The organism is Paraburkholderia sp. BR13439 (assembly GCF_040948805.1).
GTDB classification, from domain to species: Bacteria; Pseudomonadota; Gammaproteobacteria; order Burkholderiales; family Burkholderiaceae; genus Paraburkholderia; species Paraburkholderia youngii.
Map to the genome: position 1 here is coordinate 1 of NZ_JBFPKN010000052.1, position 15,775 is coordinate 15,775.

Annotated in this window: 13 protein-coding genes; 1 reads left to right on the plus strand and 12 read right to left on the minus strand. The window is 61.3% G+C overall.

Annotated elements, in window-relative coordinates; genetic code table 11:
* Positions 1 to 158 precede the first annotated feature (158 nt).
* The 12 genes from AB3X96_RS40680 to AB3X96_RS40735 form a co-directional block, all read right to left on the minus strand.
* Positions 159 to 1,490 carry an MFS transporter gene (locus tag AB3X96_RS40680; protein WP_184225765.1) on the minus strand — a complete coding sequence of 444 codons (1,332 nt, stop codon included), beginning with the start codon at positions 1,488 to 1,490 and terminating at the stop codon, positions 159 to 161.
* A 46-nt stretch (positions 1,491 to 1,536) separates the two neighbouring features.
* On the minus strand, positions 1,537 to 2,097 hold the full coding sequence (locus tag AB3X96_RS40685) for a heme-binding protein (protein WP_368594180.1): 561 nt from the start codon (positions 2,095 to 2,097) through the stop codon (positions 1,537 to 1,539).
* A gap of 29 nt (positions 2,098 to 2,126) precedes the next feature.
* Positions 2,127 to 3,299, minus strand: a complete 1,173-nt coding sequence (locus AB3X96_RS40690) for a dihydrodipicolinate synthase family protein (protein ID WP_368594181.1) — start codon at positions 3,297 to 3,299, stop codon at positions 2,127 to 2,129.
* Positions 3,202 to 4,926, minus strand: coding sequence for a GMC family oxidoreductase (locus tag AB3X96_RS40695; protein ID WP_368594182.1), 1,725 nt, complete (start codon positions 4,924 to 4,926; stop codon positions 3,202 to 3,204). The genes AB3X96_RS40690 and AB3X96_RS40695 overlap by 98 nt, the downstream gene beginning before the upstream one ends.
* Before the next feature lie 10 nt (positions 4,927 to 4,936).
* On the minus strand, positions 4,937 to 5,716 hold the full coding sequence (locus AB3X96_RS40700) for a 3-ketoacyl-ACP reductase (protein WP_368594183.1): 780 nt from the start codon (positions 5,714 to 5,716) through the stop codon (positions 4,937 to 4,939).
* 30 nt (positions 5,717 to 5,746) lie between these two features.
* Positions 5,747 to 6,853 (minus strand): ABC transporter ATP-binding protein, encoded by a 1,107-nt coding sequence (locus AB3X96_RS40705; protein WP_368594184.1) that lies wholly within the window; start codon positions 6,851 to 6,853, stop codon positions 5,747 to 5,749.
* A gap of 3 nt (positions 6,854 to 6,856) precedes the next feature.
* Positions 6,857 to 7,720 carry a carbohydrate ABC transporter permease gene (locus AB3X96_RS40710; RefSeq protein ID WP_368594189.1) on the minus strand — a complete coding sequence of 288 codons (864 nt, stop codon included), beginning with the start codon at positions 7,718 to 7,720 and terminating at the stop codon, positions 6,857 to 6,859.
* 59 nt (positions 7,721 to 7,779) lie between these two features.
* Positions 7,780 to 8,754, minus strand: coding sequence for a carbohydrate ABC transporter permease (locus AB3X96_RS40715; protein ID WP_368594185.1), 975 nt, complete (start codon positions 8,752 to 8,754; stop codon positions 7,780 to 7,782).
* Between the two features lie 78 nt (positions 8,755 to 8,832).
* Entirely contained in the window at positions 8,833 to 10,089 is a 1,257-nt protein-coding gene (locus AB3X96_RS40720; protein ID WP_184225758.1) for an ABC transporter substrate-binding protein, read from the minus strand.
* Between the two features lie 88 nt (positions 10,090 to 10,177).
* Entirely contained in the window at positions 10,178 to 11,719 is a 1,542-nt protein-coding gene (locus AB3X96_RS40725; RefSeq protein WP_368594186.1) for an aldehyde dehydrogenase family protein, read from the minus strand.
* A 1-nt stretch (position 11,720) separates the two neighbouring features.
* The gene (locus AB3X96_RS40730; RefSeq protein WP_368594187.1) at positions 11,721 to 12,503 is read right to left on the minus strand and encodes an enoyl-CoA hydratase/isomerase family protein; all 783 of its coding nucleotides are present in this window, start codon (positions 12,501 to 12,503) and stop codon (positions 11,721 to 11,723) included.
* Positions 12,496 to 14,088, minus strand: a complete 1,593-nt coding sequence (locus AB3X96_RS40735) for an acyl CoA:acetate/3-ketoacid CoA transferase (RefSeq protein ID WP_368594188.1) — start codon at positions 14,086 to 14,088, stop codon at positions 12,496 to 12,498. The genes AB3X96_RS40730 and AB3X96_RS40735 overlap by 8 nt, the downstream gene beginning before the upstream one ends.
* Before the next feature lie 222 nt (positions 14,089 to 14,310).
* Between AB3X96_RS40735 and AB3X96_RS40740 the strand changes: the two genes are divergently transcribed.
* Positions 14,311 to 15,393, plus strand: coding sequence for a LacI family DNA-binding transcriptional regulator (locus tag AB3X96_RS40740; RefSeq protein ID WP_184225754.1), 1,083 nt, complete (start codon positions 14,311 to 14,313; stop codon positions 15,391 to 15,393).
* Positions 15,394 to 15,775: the final 382 nt, after the last annotated feature.

Below are 15,775 nucleotides of genomic sequence, written 5' to 3' on the forward strand. Positions count from 1 at the left end.
ACATCGACTCGGTATAGCCGTCCGCTCCGCGCATCGCTTCAGTCTCAGTGTTGTCCGATTCTTTGTTTCAACGTTTACCCCTCCCGCCTGGATGACGTGTGCGGGAGGTATTTCAACAGCCTGCTAGGCGTCATTCAGGCGCTACGGCAATTGACCGCTCATCCGGCGAGATCGCAACCTCGCGTCTCTGGCGCAAAGAACGTCGACAGGAAAGTCACACCCGCCAACACGACGATATACGTTGCGATCGGCCAATACGCGCCACCCGACCAGCCAATCAACGCTGCCGCAATGAAAGGCGCGACGCCCCCCGAGGCCACCGCCGCGAACTCCTTGCTGACCGCGACACCGGTATAGCGATAGCGCGCACTGAACAATTCAGGGAAATACGCACCCTGAATGCCGTACATGCCGAACACGCCAACGCCGATCGCCACGCTCATGCCGACGATGATCCACACGGGATCTTTCGTGTTGAACAGCCAGAAGGCCGGAAACGCCCATGCGCAGGTAAAGAGCGCTGCCAGCCGATACATGATCCGGCGGCCAAAACGATCGGACAACCAGCCCATCAGCGGGATCGTCACTACGGCCAGACCTGCCGCAACGGTGATACCCAGTGTGCCGACCGACTTGTCGACGAGCAGCACCTTCGTCAGATAGCTGAGCGCAAACACCTGATACAGGTACGACGAACCGTTCTCGCCCACGCGCAACCCGAAGGCCACGAGCAGCGTGCGGCGCGAATCGGTCAGCAGATCGCGTACAGGTTGTTTGCTGGTATGCCCTTGTCGCTGGATCTCCTCGAACACGGGACTCTCCTTCACGCGCATCCGGATCACGATGCCCGCGATCACGACCAGCGCACTGAAGAGAAACGGAATGCGCCAGCCGTACGCGTAGAAAACGTCCTTCGGCAGATGTTGCACCCAAGTAAACATCGCACCAGCCAGCAGGATGCCGATGATGCAGCCCGCAAACGGCAGCGCGGCATAGAAACCGCGTCGTTCGGCCGGCGCGAACTCGGAGACGATCAGCGAAGCGCCCGCCTGCTCCGCACCCGCGCCAAAACCCTGCAACAGCCGCAACGCCACGAGACCCACCGTCGACCACACGCCCGCACTCGCATAGGTTGGCAGCAAGCCAATGCAGAACGTCGAGCCGCCCATCAGCAGCACGGTCGCGACCAGCACGACCTTGCGCCCGAGCCGGTCGCCTAGCCAGCCGAAGAACAGGCCGCCTACAGGTCGCGCAAAGAATCCCGCCGCGTAGGCACCGAAAATCGCGAGTAGACCCGCGGCCTTGCTGAGCCCAGGAAAGAACAGATCGGCGAAGATCAGCGCGGACGCGGTCCCGTAGATGCTGAAGTCGTACCACTCCATCGCGCTGCCGGCCGTGCTCGCTGCAATCACGCGGACCAGATCGGCGGTGCCTGCGTTCTCGGCTGTATGCGTGTGTGGCGCCACGCTGTGTATTGCGTTCGCTTCCATGAAAACGTCTCCTGTGTCGTTCTGGCTTGTTGACCTGTGTTGTCGTTCAGGCGCTGGCCGCGCGCCGTTCGGACGGATGGCTCTTGTGCGGTCGCGGCGCTTCCGCCGCATGCGACAGGATCGCGTTGAAGTGCGGCACGCCCAGGTGCCAGCACAGCGCCTCGACCACGAGTTCGTGATCGGCCACGTGATCGAGTCCCGACACGCACATCGCACCGACGATGCCGTCGTTCACCACGCGTAGCGGCACGCCGCCCCCAAAGGCCGTGTAGCGCTGCTCCGGCAGGCCGAGCGACGCGAGGCGTTGTTCATCCCGTTCCAGCATCACGCCCACCTCGAGCGAACTGCGCTCGAAGTGGAAGACGGTGTTCTCCTTGCGCCGGAGCCAGTCGACGTTCTCCGCATTGCTGCCTTCGAGCGCGCAGAAATACAGCGGTCGATCCGGCAGCGCGACACCCACCGCGATCGGCAGGCTGCGGCGTCCCGCGATGTTGACGACTATCTCTCCCAGCCTGCGCGCGACCTCCGCATTGAAGACCGGCAGCTTCGTGCGCCGCGCCTGCTCATCGAATGTTTCGTTTCGCGTAGTCCCATTGCGTCGTGCCATTTCCCGTCTCCTCGGCTCAACAACCACTCTCACTGCGACACACCTGCGCGCACGCTCAGGAAGCGCGCCATACGCTCGGCTGCCAGCTCCGGCCGGATCAACACGCCTGCCGCGTCTGCCTTGCGAAACACCTCCGCAAAATGTTGCACGGACCGCGCGGACTCCATGCCGCCCGCCATCGAAAAATGATCCTGATGGCCGTTGAGCCATGCGAGAAACACCACGCCCGCCTTGTAGTACTGCGTGGGCGCACGGAACAACTCGCGCGACAGCGCAACCGTCGGATCGATCAGCTGACGATATGCATTCGTGTCTCCAGCCGCGAGCTTCGACAACGCGCGCGACGCGACAGGCGCGATCGGATCGAAGATGCCGAGCAACGCGTGCGAATGACCGGTGCTGTCGCCTGCGATGAGTTCGCCGTAGTTGTAGTCGTCGCCCGTAAACATCGCGACACCCTCGGGCAACTGCGACCTGAGTTGCCGCTCGTATTCCGCGTTGAGCAGCGAAATCTTGATGCCTTCGATCTTGTCCTGATGAAGACGGATGATGTCGAGCACGGTCGCCATCGCCGTCGGTACGTCGCGGCTGCCCCAGTACCCGGCGAGCGAAGCGTCGAACGCATCGCCGAGCCAATGCAACACGACCTTGTTGCGTGAGGCGGAGATCACCGCGTCATAGACGTGCTTGTAGTCGTCGGCGGAACGCGCCGCCGCACATAGCGCGCGGCTCGCCATCATGATCGGCCGGCCGCCTGCCGATTCGATCACGTCGAACTGCTCCTTGTAGCCCGCGACAATGTCTGCAAGCGTATGGCCACGCGCGCTATCGAGATGATCGGTACCGGCGCCGCAAGCCAGATCCGCGCCGGGGATGCTGCGCGCGTGAGCGATACTGCGGCGGATCAATTCCGCGGCTGTTGGCCAGCCGATGCCCATGCCGCGTTGCGCGGTATCCATCGCTTCGGCCACCTTGAACCCCAGGCCATACAGGTAGCTGCGAAATTCAAGCGTGGCTTCCCAGTCGACTCGTGGCGCATCACCCCAAGGCTCATAGGCATGAGCGGGGTCGACGACAACGTGGGCCGCCGCATAAGCGATGCGGTCAAAGGTCGGCGCGGTGGACGGCGGAAGCTGGTCTTCCTGCTGCCGCATCGCGCACTCCAGGATTGTTCCGTCCGATGTAGGCAGTTTGATCTTCATACGATCCTCTCGATGTTGAGGGTTGAATGATCATGTCGGCGGCTTTTTCGGCGACCATGATCGTCGGTGCATTTGTGTTGCACGAGGGCAGATACGGCATGACAGACGCATCGACGACCCTCAGGCCATCGATTCCAATAAGACGCAGGTCTTGCGTGACCACGCTGTCGGGGTCATCGGATCGTCCGATGCGGCAGGTACCGACAGGATGGTGATCGGTCTTCGCATTCGCGCATGCGTATTCGAACAGCTCCTGATCGGTGTTCACGCGCGCGCCTGGCAGAACTTCGCTTTGTACATAGCGCTTCATCGCGGGGGCGCGAAGGATGTCGCGCGCCACTCGTAGACCCTTGATCGCCATGTCGCGATCGTATGGATCGGCCCAGTAGTTCGGATCGAGCAGCGGCGCGGCGGCGGGGTCCGCGCTGGCAAGGCGGACTGTGCCGCGCGAGCGCGGACGAAGATACGCGGTGTTCAGCGTGACGCCAGCATTGTTCAGCTTCGCCATGCCCGCTTCGATTCCGGACCCAAGGCCGAGATGAAACTGGATGTCCGGAGACCGGTCGCGCGCGTCGTCATCGGCATACCAGAAGCCGCCCGTTTCAAAGAGACTCGACGCTACCGGCCCCTTCTTCAGCAACAGATATTGCAATGCGGCCCACGCAGCGTTGTGCAGCTTGTTGTACTTGTCGTAGGTGTGATCGCCCGTGCACTCCGCGATGACGAAGAGGTCGAGGTGATCCTGCAGATTCGAGCCAACGCCGCGAAGATCGTGGATCGGCTTGATCCCAACCGACTGGAGATGATCGGCGGGACCGATGCCCGACTGCATCAACAGTTTCGGTGAGCCGATCGCGCCCGAAGACACGATGACTTCACGTGACGCACGCACCACCCGCGGATCGCGGCTCTCGCCAGTCACGTATTCGACGCCGGTCGCGCGGGTTCCTTCGACGATCACGCGCAGCGTCCTCGTCTGCATGCAGACCGTCAGATTCGGCCTCCCGAGCACGGGACGGATGAAGCCTGCCGCCGTCGATGACCGCCGCGCGTCCAGTTGCGTTAGCTGATAGTAGCCGAGACCTTCCTGGGTCGCACCATTGAAGTCCGGATTGAAGGGAATGCCAAGTTCCTGTCCCGCCTGAAAGAACGCCTCGCAGATCGGCAACGGGCTGATCGGGTTCGATACGCCGAGCGGGCCGCCATAGCTGTGATATTCGTTTGCGAAGCGCTGGTTATTCTCGGACTTTTTGAAGTAAGGCAGCACGTCGCGATAAGACCATCCTGTCGCGCCCGCTTTCTGCTCCCAATCATCGTAGTCCGCGGGAACGCCGCGCGTGTAGATCTGCGCATTGATCGACGATCCGCCGCCAATCACTTTCGCCTGTGTAAAGCGCAGCACGCGATTGTTCAGATGCTTTTGCGGCACCGTGAACCAGCCCCACGAACCAATGCCGCGCGTCATTTTTGCAAAGCCGGCGGGCATCGAGAAGAACGGGTGGCGATCGGAACCGCCTGCTTCCAGTAGTAGAACCTTGATTGAGGGATCGGCGCTCAGGCGATTGGCCAGTACACAGCCAGCCGAGCCGCCGCCCACGATCACGTAGTCATATGTCGTCGCTTTCATGGCGTCTGGCTCAGAATGTTGGGATGGACAGGCCACCATCCACGTTGACCACGCTGCCTGTTCCAAACGGCAGCAGACCGCCGGCGAGCGTCGCGACCACCTGCCCCACTTCGTCGCTTTCACCCCAGCGTCCGGCGGGCACCAGGCCCTCGCGGAATCGCGCCTCGTATTTCTCCGCGACACCTGCCGTCATCGGGGTGCGGATGATGCCGGGTCTCACCTCGAACACGCCGATATTCGCTTTCGCGAGTCGAAGGGCAAAAAGTCGGGTGATCATGGGCAGCGCCGACTTCGACAGGCAATATTCGGCACGCTCGGTCGATGCCATTTCGGCCGAAACGGAGGAGACCGTGACGATTGCCCGCGCAAAACTGGAGGCCGTCGAGTCCATGTGGCGGGCGACGGCCTGCGTCATGAAGAACGTGCCGCGCAGATTGACGCCGAGCACGGCATCGAATGCTTGCGGCGATACGTCGAGCAGATCGCCGCGGCTCGGCGAACCGATGCCCGCGTTGTTGACGAGGCATTCAATGCTTCCATTGAAGCGCACGGCTTGCTCGACGACGTTGTCATGCGAAGCGATGTCACTGAGATCGCTCTGAATGAACAGCGCGTCCTGACCTTCGTCGCGCACGAGTGCGCAGGTCGTCGCCGCGTCCTCGTCGTTCACGACATCGGTCAGCACAACGTCGAAGCCGCGCCGCGCGAGCGCGACGCAGATCGAACGGCCAATGCCGCGTCGCGCGCCCGTTACCAAAGCGGTTGGAAACTTTCCAGCTATCTTGCTCATGGTTGCACCATCTATCGTTGCGCTGGGCGCTCAGTGAATCCGGACTTCCGTGTCGGTGTCAAACAGCACGAGCTTCGACAGGTCGATGCGCAGTTCGCATCGTTCTCCGGACGCGTGCGGCATGTCGGCGCCGAGCCGCGCGGAGACTTCCATGCCGCCGAGGTCGAGCACCGCCAGCGTGTCGGGGCCCGTCGGTTCGAGCACGTTGATCGTGACGGGCACGGTACGCAGCGCCGACGTTGCACGCTCGTTTTCCACGCCGATTGCCTCGGGGCGCAACCCCGCGATCACCTTCTTGCCGATGTAGCGCTCGACAGCGGCAGGTTGCGGCGGCAACGCAAGATCGATGGCCTTATGGCCTTCGCCCACTTTGAGATGCAGCGCGCCATTCATACGCTCGATGCGCGCCGGAATCAGGTTCATCGAGGGTGAACCCATGAAGGTCGCGACGAACGTGTTGGCGGGCGTGTTGTAGACCTCGGCGGGCGTGCCGAGCTGCTGCAGCACACCGCCCTTCATCACGGCAATACGCGTGGCGAGTGTCATCGCTTCGATCTGGTCATGCGTCACGTAGACGATGGTCGCACCCAGGCGCTGATGCAGCTTCTTGATCTCGGTGCGCATATCGACGCGCAGCTTTGCATCGAGGTTCGACAATGGTTCATCGAACAGGAAGATCTTCGGATGACGCACCAGCGCGCGGCCCATCGCGACACGCTGGCGTTGCCCCCCTGATAGCTGGCCCGGACGCCGATCGAGCAGATGCTCGATCTGCAGCAGACGGGCGGCATCATTCACTGCCTTCTCGCGGTCGGGCTTCGATACTTTGCGCATCTCCAGGCCGAAGCTGATGTTCTGCCCGACGGACATGTTCGGATACAACGCATAGCTCTGAAACACCATTGCGATATCGCGCTCGCTCGGATGCAGGTCGTTGACCTTGTCGTTACCGATGCGGATTTCGCCGCCCGACAGCGTGTCGAGTCCGGCGATCAGGGAAAGGAGCGTCGACTTCCCGCAGCCCGATGGCCCGACCAGAACCAGAAAATCGCCATCTTCGACATCGATGTTGATCTCCTTCAGTATTTCAGTGGAGCCGTAGGCTTTGCGAACATTGGATACGTGCAGTGAAGACATGATTTACCCCTTGACCGAGCCGGCCATCAGACCGCGTACGAAGTAGCGACCACCGATCACATAGACGAGCAGCGTCGGCAGTGCGGCGATCATGGCCGTGGCCATGTTGACGTTGTATTCCTTGACGCCTGTCGACGTATTGACGATGTTGTTCAGTGCGACGGTGATGGGCGCGGAGCTGCCTGTCGTGAATGAAGCGCCGAACAGGAAGTCGTTCCAGATGTTCGTGAATTGCCAGATCACCGTGACCGTGATGATCGGCACCGAGTTGGGAAGCAGGATGCGGAAGAAGATACGGAAGAAGCGCGCACCGTCGATCATCGCGGCTTTCACGAGTTCATCGGGAAACGCGATGTAGTAGTTCCGGAAGTACAGAGTAGTGAAACAGAGGCCATAGACGACGTGCACGAACACCAGCCCGCTGATCGATTGCGCGAGACCCACCTTGCCAAGGAACGACGCCATCGGAATCAGCACGATCTGGAACGGAATGAAGCATCCGAACAGCACCAGTCCGAAAAGCAGGTTGTCGCCTTTGAAGCGCCATTTGGTCAGCACGTAGCCGTTCAGTGCACCGAGCAGCGTGGAGATCGCAACCGCTGAGAAGACCATCCGGAAAGAATTCCAGAAGAAGCCTTTGACGCCGGAGCATTCAAGTCCCACACACGCCGATCCCCACGCTTTTTGCCATGCATCGAGCGTCCACTGGTGCGGCAGCGCGAGGATATTGCCTGAATAGACTTCGGGCAGCGGCTTGAACGACGTCAGCAGCATCACGAGCAGCGGTACGAGGTAGACCACCGCTACGATTGCCAGTAGCGAGTAAATGACGATTCGTGACAGGTAGTTATGCTTGCCCACCACCATCTGGGGTGAGTCCCATGTTCTGGTAGCCATCGTTGTCTCCTAAGGGCTGTCGGTTGAGTTCAATGGCCGCCGCTCTTACGGCGTGGTCTCATTTCGGAATAGAGGTACGGCACCATGATTGCCGCCACCGTGCAAAGCATCATCACCGCGCTCGCCGCGCCCATGCCGAGTTCGTTACGGGTGAAGGTGAACGAATACATGAATGTGGACGGCAGTTCGGTCGAGTAGCCAGGGCCGGCGCCCGTCAATGCGATCACGAGCTCATAGCTCTTGACGGCGAGGTGCACGAGAATCACGAATGCCGATACGAACACGGGCCGCAGTTGCGGGATGATGATTCGCCGGTAGATTGAAGGCATGCGGGCGCCGTCGATCGAAGCTGCCTTGACCTGTTCCTGGTCGATGCCGCGCAGCCCCGCCAGAAACATCGCCATCACGAAGCCCGACGCCTGCCAGACAGCGGCGATGACGACGGTATAGATCGCCATGTCGTCGTTGATGATCCAGTCGAACTGGAAGCTCGACCAGCCCCAGTCATGGAACAGCTTGGTCAGGCCCAGCCCCGGATTGAGAATCCATTTCCATGCGGTGCCGGTGACGATGAACGAAAGCGCCATCGGGTAGAGGAACAGCGCCCGCAGGCCTCCTTCCGCGCGAATCCGTTGATCGAGCAGGATGGCGAGCCCGAGACCGATCGCCATGCACAGCACGACATAAAGCGACGCGTAGATGCCGAGGTTGCCGATCGCCACGTGCCAGCGCGGGTGCTCCCACACGCGGCCGTACTGAAGCAGACCGGCCCAGTGGAAGTTGGCGAACGCGCGTGACCGGGTGAACGAGAGCACCGTCGTCCAGGCGATAAAGCCGTAGACGAAGATCGACGTGATGATCAGCGTCGGGCTGAGCACGATCTTGGGGAGAACCGCTTCGAAGCGGTTTCGCAACGTCGATCGTTTTCGCGTCGAACTATCGCCCGAGCCGTTGTTCAGATCTTCAAGACTGGTCGCCGCATGGGCGCGATTGTGCAATAGCATGGCAACACCTACCGTCGGAGATGACGGGCCTCGCGGAGCACGGCGTACAGTGCCGCATCCGCATGAGGACCAGTTGGCTTACTGCGAGTTCTTCACTGCCGCGACGAGTGCCTTGACGGCATCCGCGGACGACTGATTCGAATTGAAGAAGTGCGTGACGACGTCATAGACGGCGTTCTTCGGACCGTCGGGCATCGCGTGTCCGTGCGCGAAGCTCCCGACCATCGAGTCGGTCTTGAGCGCCGCGCGCATGTCGTTCATCGACTTCTTGCCGCAATCGTCGAAGCCGTCCTCCGGCACATCGAGCCGCGCGGGAATCGAGCCCTTGATCTGGTTGAATTTCGCCTGTACGCCCTTGTCCATGATCGTCGACGCGAACGCGTACTCGCCCGGCAGACTCGCGTCGCCCTTCTTGAAGCCCGCAAACTGATCGGTGTTGAAGATGAATGCGCCATCGGTTCCGGGATAGTTGAAGCAGAGATAGTCGACGTTCGGCTGCTTGCCTGCCGATGCGAACTCGCCCTTCGCCCAGTCGCCCATGATCTGCATGGCTGCCTTGCCGGTGATCACCATCGACGTCGCAAGGTTCCAGTCACGGCCGGGGAAGTTCGGGTCGACCATGCCGCGCAACGCACGCATCTGGTCGAAGGCCTTCTCCATCGTCTTCGAGCCAAGTGCGCCGGGGTCGAGCTTGACGAGCGCCTGCTGATAGAACTTGGGGCCGCCGGCTGACATCACCGCGCTATCGAAGATCGTCGCTTCCTGCCATGCCTGGCCGCCGTGCGCGAGCGGAACGTAGCCAGCTTTGCGGATCTTGTCCGCGTCCGCGACGAGTTCATCGAAGGTCTTCGGCGGCGTCAGCTTCAATTGATCGAAGATCTTTTTGTTGGCCCAGATCCAGTTCGTGCGGTGCACATCGACAGGCGTGGCGACCCAGTGACCATCGACTTTCGAGAACTTCTGGATCGGCGCGGGCACGAGTTTGTCCCAGCCTTCCTTCGATGCGACTGCATCGAGGTTCTGGAGATAATCCTCCTGCGCGTACTCGGGGATCGTGAAGCCAAGCATCTGGATTGCATCCGGCGGATTGCCCGATGCGACGCGAGCCTTCAGCACCGTGCGCGCGGCTTCTCCGCCACCGCCCGCGATCGGACTGTCCTTCCATGCATAGCCCTTGGCTTTCAGGCCGTCTTTGAGGACGGTGAGTGCCTTCGCTTCGCCGCCGGAAGTCCACCAGTGCATGACTTCGACAGTCTTCGTGTCGGCTGCTGCAGCGGACAGCACGTGGCAGGCAACGAGGCCGACTGCGATTGCAGCAATACGCTTCTTGAACATTTTCGTCTCCTTGATGAGGCTCTCTTAACGGGCTTTCTTGTGGACTTCACGGCGGGTATGCCGTGGAGCGATCTGGGTAGATTCGTAATCAGGCGGGTTGACGCGGCAGCCACCAGTTCTTGCGCGCTCCGATGTGAAGCTGCACCGTCTTCGTCTCCGTGTAGTCCTCGACGGCCTGCTTGCCGAGTTCGCGTCCCACACCGCTCGACTTGAACCCACCGAACGGCAGTTCCGGGTAACCGTCGAGGAAGGTGTTGACCCAAACGGTTCCCGCGTCGACGCCTCGGGCGACAGTCAGGCAGGTGTTGATGTCGTTGCTCCAGACGGCGGCAGAGAGCCCGTAGGCGGTGTCGTTTGCGATATCGATCGCGTTCTGCGTGTCTGAGAAAGGGATGATCGCGAGCACAGGGCCGAAAATTTCTTCGCGCGCGATGCTCATGTCGGGCGCGACATCGCTGATGACAGTCGGCTCCAGATACAGGCCATTCGCGTCATAGCGTTTGCCACCCAGGCGCAGCCGAGCGCCTGCCGCGACGCCCTTTTCGATGTTGCCGAGAATCTCGACCAGCTGGTTCTCGCTGACGATCGCGCCGATCTTGCATTCGGGGTGCAGCGGGTCGCCAACCGGCACCTGGCGCGCGCGCTCCACTACCGCCTGCGCGAAGCGCTCTGCGATCGATTCGTGCACGAGCACGCGGCTTCCGCTGTTACAGCATTCGCCAGCGTTGAAATACACCCCGAACACGACGGCATCGATCATCGCGTCCCAGTCGCAATCGGGGAAGACGATTTGCGGATTCTTGCCACCGAGTTCGAGCGCAACCTTCTTCAGCTTCTTCGACGCGAGTCCGCCGAGCAGACTACCCACACGCGTCGAACCAGTGAACGACAGCATGTCGATAACGTCGTGCTCCGCCAGCGGCTGTCCGACGGACGGACCTTTTCCCGTCACCACGTTGACGACGCCATTCGGGACACCGGCCTGTTCGAGAATCTCCATCAACATGACGGTCGTGCTCGACGTGAGCTCACTTGGTTTGACGACGCACGTGCAGCCTGCCGCGAGTGCGAACGGCAGCTTCTGGGAAAGAATCCAGAGCGGAAAATTCCACGGCGTGATGAGTCCGACGACGCCGATCGGCTGGCGCAGCACGATGCCGAGCATGTCTTCGCCAAGCGTGTCGTATGCGTCGCCACTCGTCGTGCGGGCAAGACTCGCTGCGTATTGCCAGAGATCGATGCAGCCGGCGACTTCGCCGCGTGCCTGCGCAAGCGGTTTGCCCGTTTCGAGCGATTCGAGCAGCGACATCCTGTCGACGCGTGCCTTGATGCCGTCAGCGATCGCGAGCAGAATCCGCGCACGTTCTGCGCCCTTGAGCTTCGGCCATGGACCGTGACGGAAGGCAACGTCAGCGGCCTTGATCGCTCGCTCGACGTCCGCCGGCGTCGCTTCGGGAAACGAGCTGACAACGTGGCCATGCGCGGGACTACGGCGCTCGAAGCGCTGCTGGCCCGCTGATTCGGTCCACGCTCCGTCGATGTACATGCGGCCGTTGAAAGCTTCGTGCGCGGGTGCTTTTTCGCTCGCCAGAAGCGCAGTTGCAGCAGGAATTTCAGTGTCGTACGTCATGTCATTGACCCTCGTATTGCGCTGGGCGCCGTTCACGGAAACTGGCCAGGCCTTCGCGGGCGTCGTGCGTCGTCGCGGACAGCGCGCCCGCCATGGCTTCAAGCGTTGCGCCAGCCCCGAATCCCGAGGCGGCGTTGATCAGTTGCTTCGTCAGTTGCACGGAGACGGGCGCAAGCGTCGCGATCTTTTCAGCGAGTGCGACAGCTGTAGTGACCGACGCTTTCGGCGCGGAGATTTCGTCGATCAAACCGATCGTGTACGCGCGTTGCGCATCGATCCGCTTCGCGGTCAGCGCGAGCGATTTCACGTGGCTCGGACCCATCAGCGAAACCAGCCGCTGCGTGCCGGACCAGCCCGGGCAGGTTGCGATGCTCGCTTCGGGAAGCGCGAACGTGGCAACCGGATCCGCGACGCGTACATCGGCCACTGCTGCCAACTCGAGACCGCCACCGAACGCGGGACCGTTGATCGCCGCGACGACAGGCAGACGCAATCCAGCCCAGCGGTCGAAGATGCGATGGCCGCGCGAGACCCATACTCGCCACATGTCGAGTGGGGCGAGTGCCGACCATTGGTTAATGTCCGCGCCCACGCAGAACGCGCGTTCACCGGCGCCAGTCAGCACGACAGCGCGCACGTTCGGATCCGACTCGAGCTGCGCAGCCGCAGCTTCGAGTTGATCGAGCATCTCCGGTGTCAGCGCATTGAGCTTCTCCGGGCGATTGAGCGTGACGACGGCAACGGCGTTGGTCTTCTCGATCTGGATCAATCCGTGGTCAGCCATGACGCGCCTCCTTCAGCTTCAGACCGAAGGGAGAGTCAGTGAAAATGGACTCGTCCATGGTCTTCAGGGAGGGGGATACGGTGAGTCCGATATCGCACTGATCGAGCACGTCCTTTTGCAGATCGATGCCGGGCGCGATCTCGATCACTTCGAGACCGTTGTTGCCGAGTTCAATCACGCACCGTTCCGTGACATACAGCGCTTGCTGATCGCGCTTTTGTCCCATGCGTCCGCTGAAGGTCACGTGATCGACATCGGCGATGAACTTCTTCTTGCCCTCCTTCACGATCTTCAGACGACCATCGCCCACTTCGATCTTTGCGCCTGCCGTGAAATAGCCGCAAAAGACGACGCGCTTCGCATGCGTCGTGATGTCGATAAAGCCGCCGCATCCGGCAGTGAGATACGGCTTGCTCGGCAGCCTCGACACGTTCACGTTGCCGAATCGGTCCACTTGCAGGAACGACAGCAGCGATACATCGAAGCCGCCGCCCTGGAAGTACACGAACTGCGAAGGCGAAGGCATGATCGCGTCGGCATTGCCGGAGCATCCAAAGGCGAAACCGAGCAACGGCACGCCGCCGACAGCGCCTTGTTCGATGACCCACGTGACGTCGTCGCGGCAGCCCTCCTCGAGCAGAACGCGCGGCACGTTTGCAGAGATGCCGAAGCCCAGATTCACCGCGTCGTTCTGTGCGAGTTCCATCGCTGCCCGGCGTGCGATGACCTTGTCGGCGTGCCATTCAGCGAACGCGAACGCGCTATCGGGCAGCTTCACTTCACCGCTGATCTCCGGGTCGTATTCGATCTGCGTGGTCTGTTTCTGCGCGGGATCGACGACCACGTAGTCGACGAGGTTGCACGGAATGTGCACCTGCTGCGTGTGCAGGGAACCGGCCTTCACGACGCGCTTCACTTGCGCGATCACGATGCCGCCGTTGTTTCGCACGGCCAGCGCCTGATCGCGACCGCCAAGCAGAGCGCCTTCATGTTCGAACGACAGGTTGCCGCGTTCATCGGCGGTCGTTGCGCGCACGATTGCAACGCGCGGCACGAAGTTCTTGTAGTGCAGCCACTCGTCACCCGCGAACGTCACTTTTTCGACGATCGGATATTCGGCGGCCTGTGCGTTCATCGCGCCGCCCTGGCGGTCGGGATCGACGTAGGTGTCGAGTCCGACCTTGGTCAGCACGCCTGGACGTTTCGCCGCAACTTCACGATGCATGTCGAACAGGACGCCGCTCGGCAGGTTGTATGCACGAATGTCGTTATCGGTAATCAGATGCCAGATGTCGGGCATCGGCAGGCTCGACGGGCCGCTCGGAAACGAGCCGGCGATGATCGTCTGGATCAGCCCTTTCTTCGCGATGTGGTCGATGCCCTTGATGCCGTACATGTCGCCGGCCGCGATCGGGTGCAGCATCGTCAGATTGCGCGGATGGCCTTGCGCCTCGAAGCGTGCGCCGATGGCGGCAAGCATCGCGTCGGGGCAACCCAGACCGCTCGACGAACTGACGGTGACAGTGTCGTCATCGTCGATCAGGCTCGCCGCATGGGCCAATGAAACAACCTTGCTGGAACGCACAGTCAGTCTCCACAAACTTTTATTCGGCGAAACGGGATGGCACCGTCACGTGCCCGCCTGCTTCGGTGCTGGCGCCGATCAGCGCCCTGTGGCGTGTAGATCGCACCCTCCTCTTAATTGGAACGTTCCAATCCGCTTGCGTTGGATCGTTCCAATAAACTGTAGTAGACTCATTTCACGCTGTCAAACACTTTTTGGAACGATCCAATTGTGCAGAGCAACATGAAATCAGGCCCGACCATACAGGACATAGCCGCCGTAGCTGGCGTATCGAAATCGACGGTGTCGCTAGTTTTGCAAGAAAGTCCGCTCATCAAGGCCGAGACCGCGGAGAAGGTGCGCGAGGCGGCTCGCGCGCTCGGTTATGTGTACAACCGCGGGGCGGCCAACCTGCGGGGCAAGCGCAGCACGACGATCGGCATGGTGATCAATGATCTGACCAACCCGTTTTTTGTTGAACTGCTGGTGGCAATCGAGCGCGTGCTGGCCCAGGCCGGATATACGACGCTGATGGCCCACACTGCCGAAAGTCTCGAGACGCAAACGAGGGTTCTGAGATCCATGCGTGAGCAGAATGTCGCCGGCCTGATCATGTCTCCCGCGCTAGGAACGACAGATGAGTTGCCTGCCGAGATCCAGTCGTGGGGAATTCCGCTCGTGCTCGTCATGCGTCCCATGGGGCCCGACGTCGATACGATCGGTGTCGACAACAGCTACGGATTTGCGCTGGCTACCGATCATCTGATCGGGCAAGGGCATACGCGCATCGCTTTCGCCGGCAACCGGAAGGGCTACGCAGTCGCCAACCAGCGCAGACAGGGGTATCTGTCCACGATGGCGAGGCACTCCCTGCCCGTCAATGACGACTGGATCATCGATGTCCCTTTGACACCGGAGGGTGGGCGCGATGCGGTCCGTGCGATCTTCGACATGAAGCCGCGGCCGACGGCGGTGGTTTGCTACAACGACCAGGTCGCAATCGGCGTGCTGCACGAACTCGACAGAATGGGCAAGCGCGCGGGTAAGGCTCTGGCGGTCGTGGGTTGTGACAACATCGTCGCGGCTGAGCACACCAATCCGCCTTTGACCACTCTGTTCGCAGGTGCGGACAAGCTCGGCACCATCGCAAGCGAGACACTGTTGGCCCGACTGAGCGAACCATCAGAAGACGAGAAGCCGCCAGTGCAATACTTTGCGGTGCCGGAACTCGTCGTCAGGGAATCGAGCGTAGGCGCGAAAGCATCTCTCGTCAACGCGCCGGCAAAAGCGCCGCGAAAACATGCGGTCATTGGTGCTGAAGAGTAGGAGCCGTCCATTCGGGCACCCGCATCAAGCTTTGGAATCCCGTTCTCGCGCAGCTGGCGAAGTGGTCCGCTTTCCCGCGAGTTCGAGCCTGCATCACGCAGCACGCCCGGGGCGGCCGCGCGCACGCTGATGAAGCGGAAACAGAACTGCTGTCGAAGGCGCTGCACGAGAAGCCGGACGGAACAACACAGTGCAGTGTGTGCTCCGCTGCTGCGTTTACCGGAATCAGTAGCCTGGCGGTTGCGCCGTAGCCGCGATAATCCAGAGGATTTTTAGCAGGGCGGAAACGGCGCAGTGAGCAGGATAAGGGCTCCGCAAACGAGCCGTTTCTGCCCTGCTAAAAATTCCTTGAGCTAAGCCGCTCCAGTGTCGGTGGCTATGG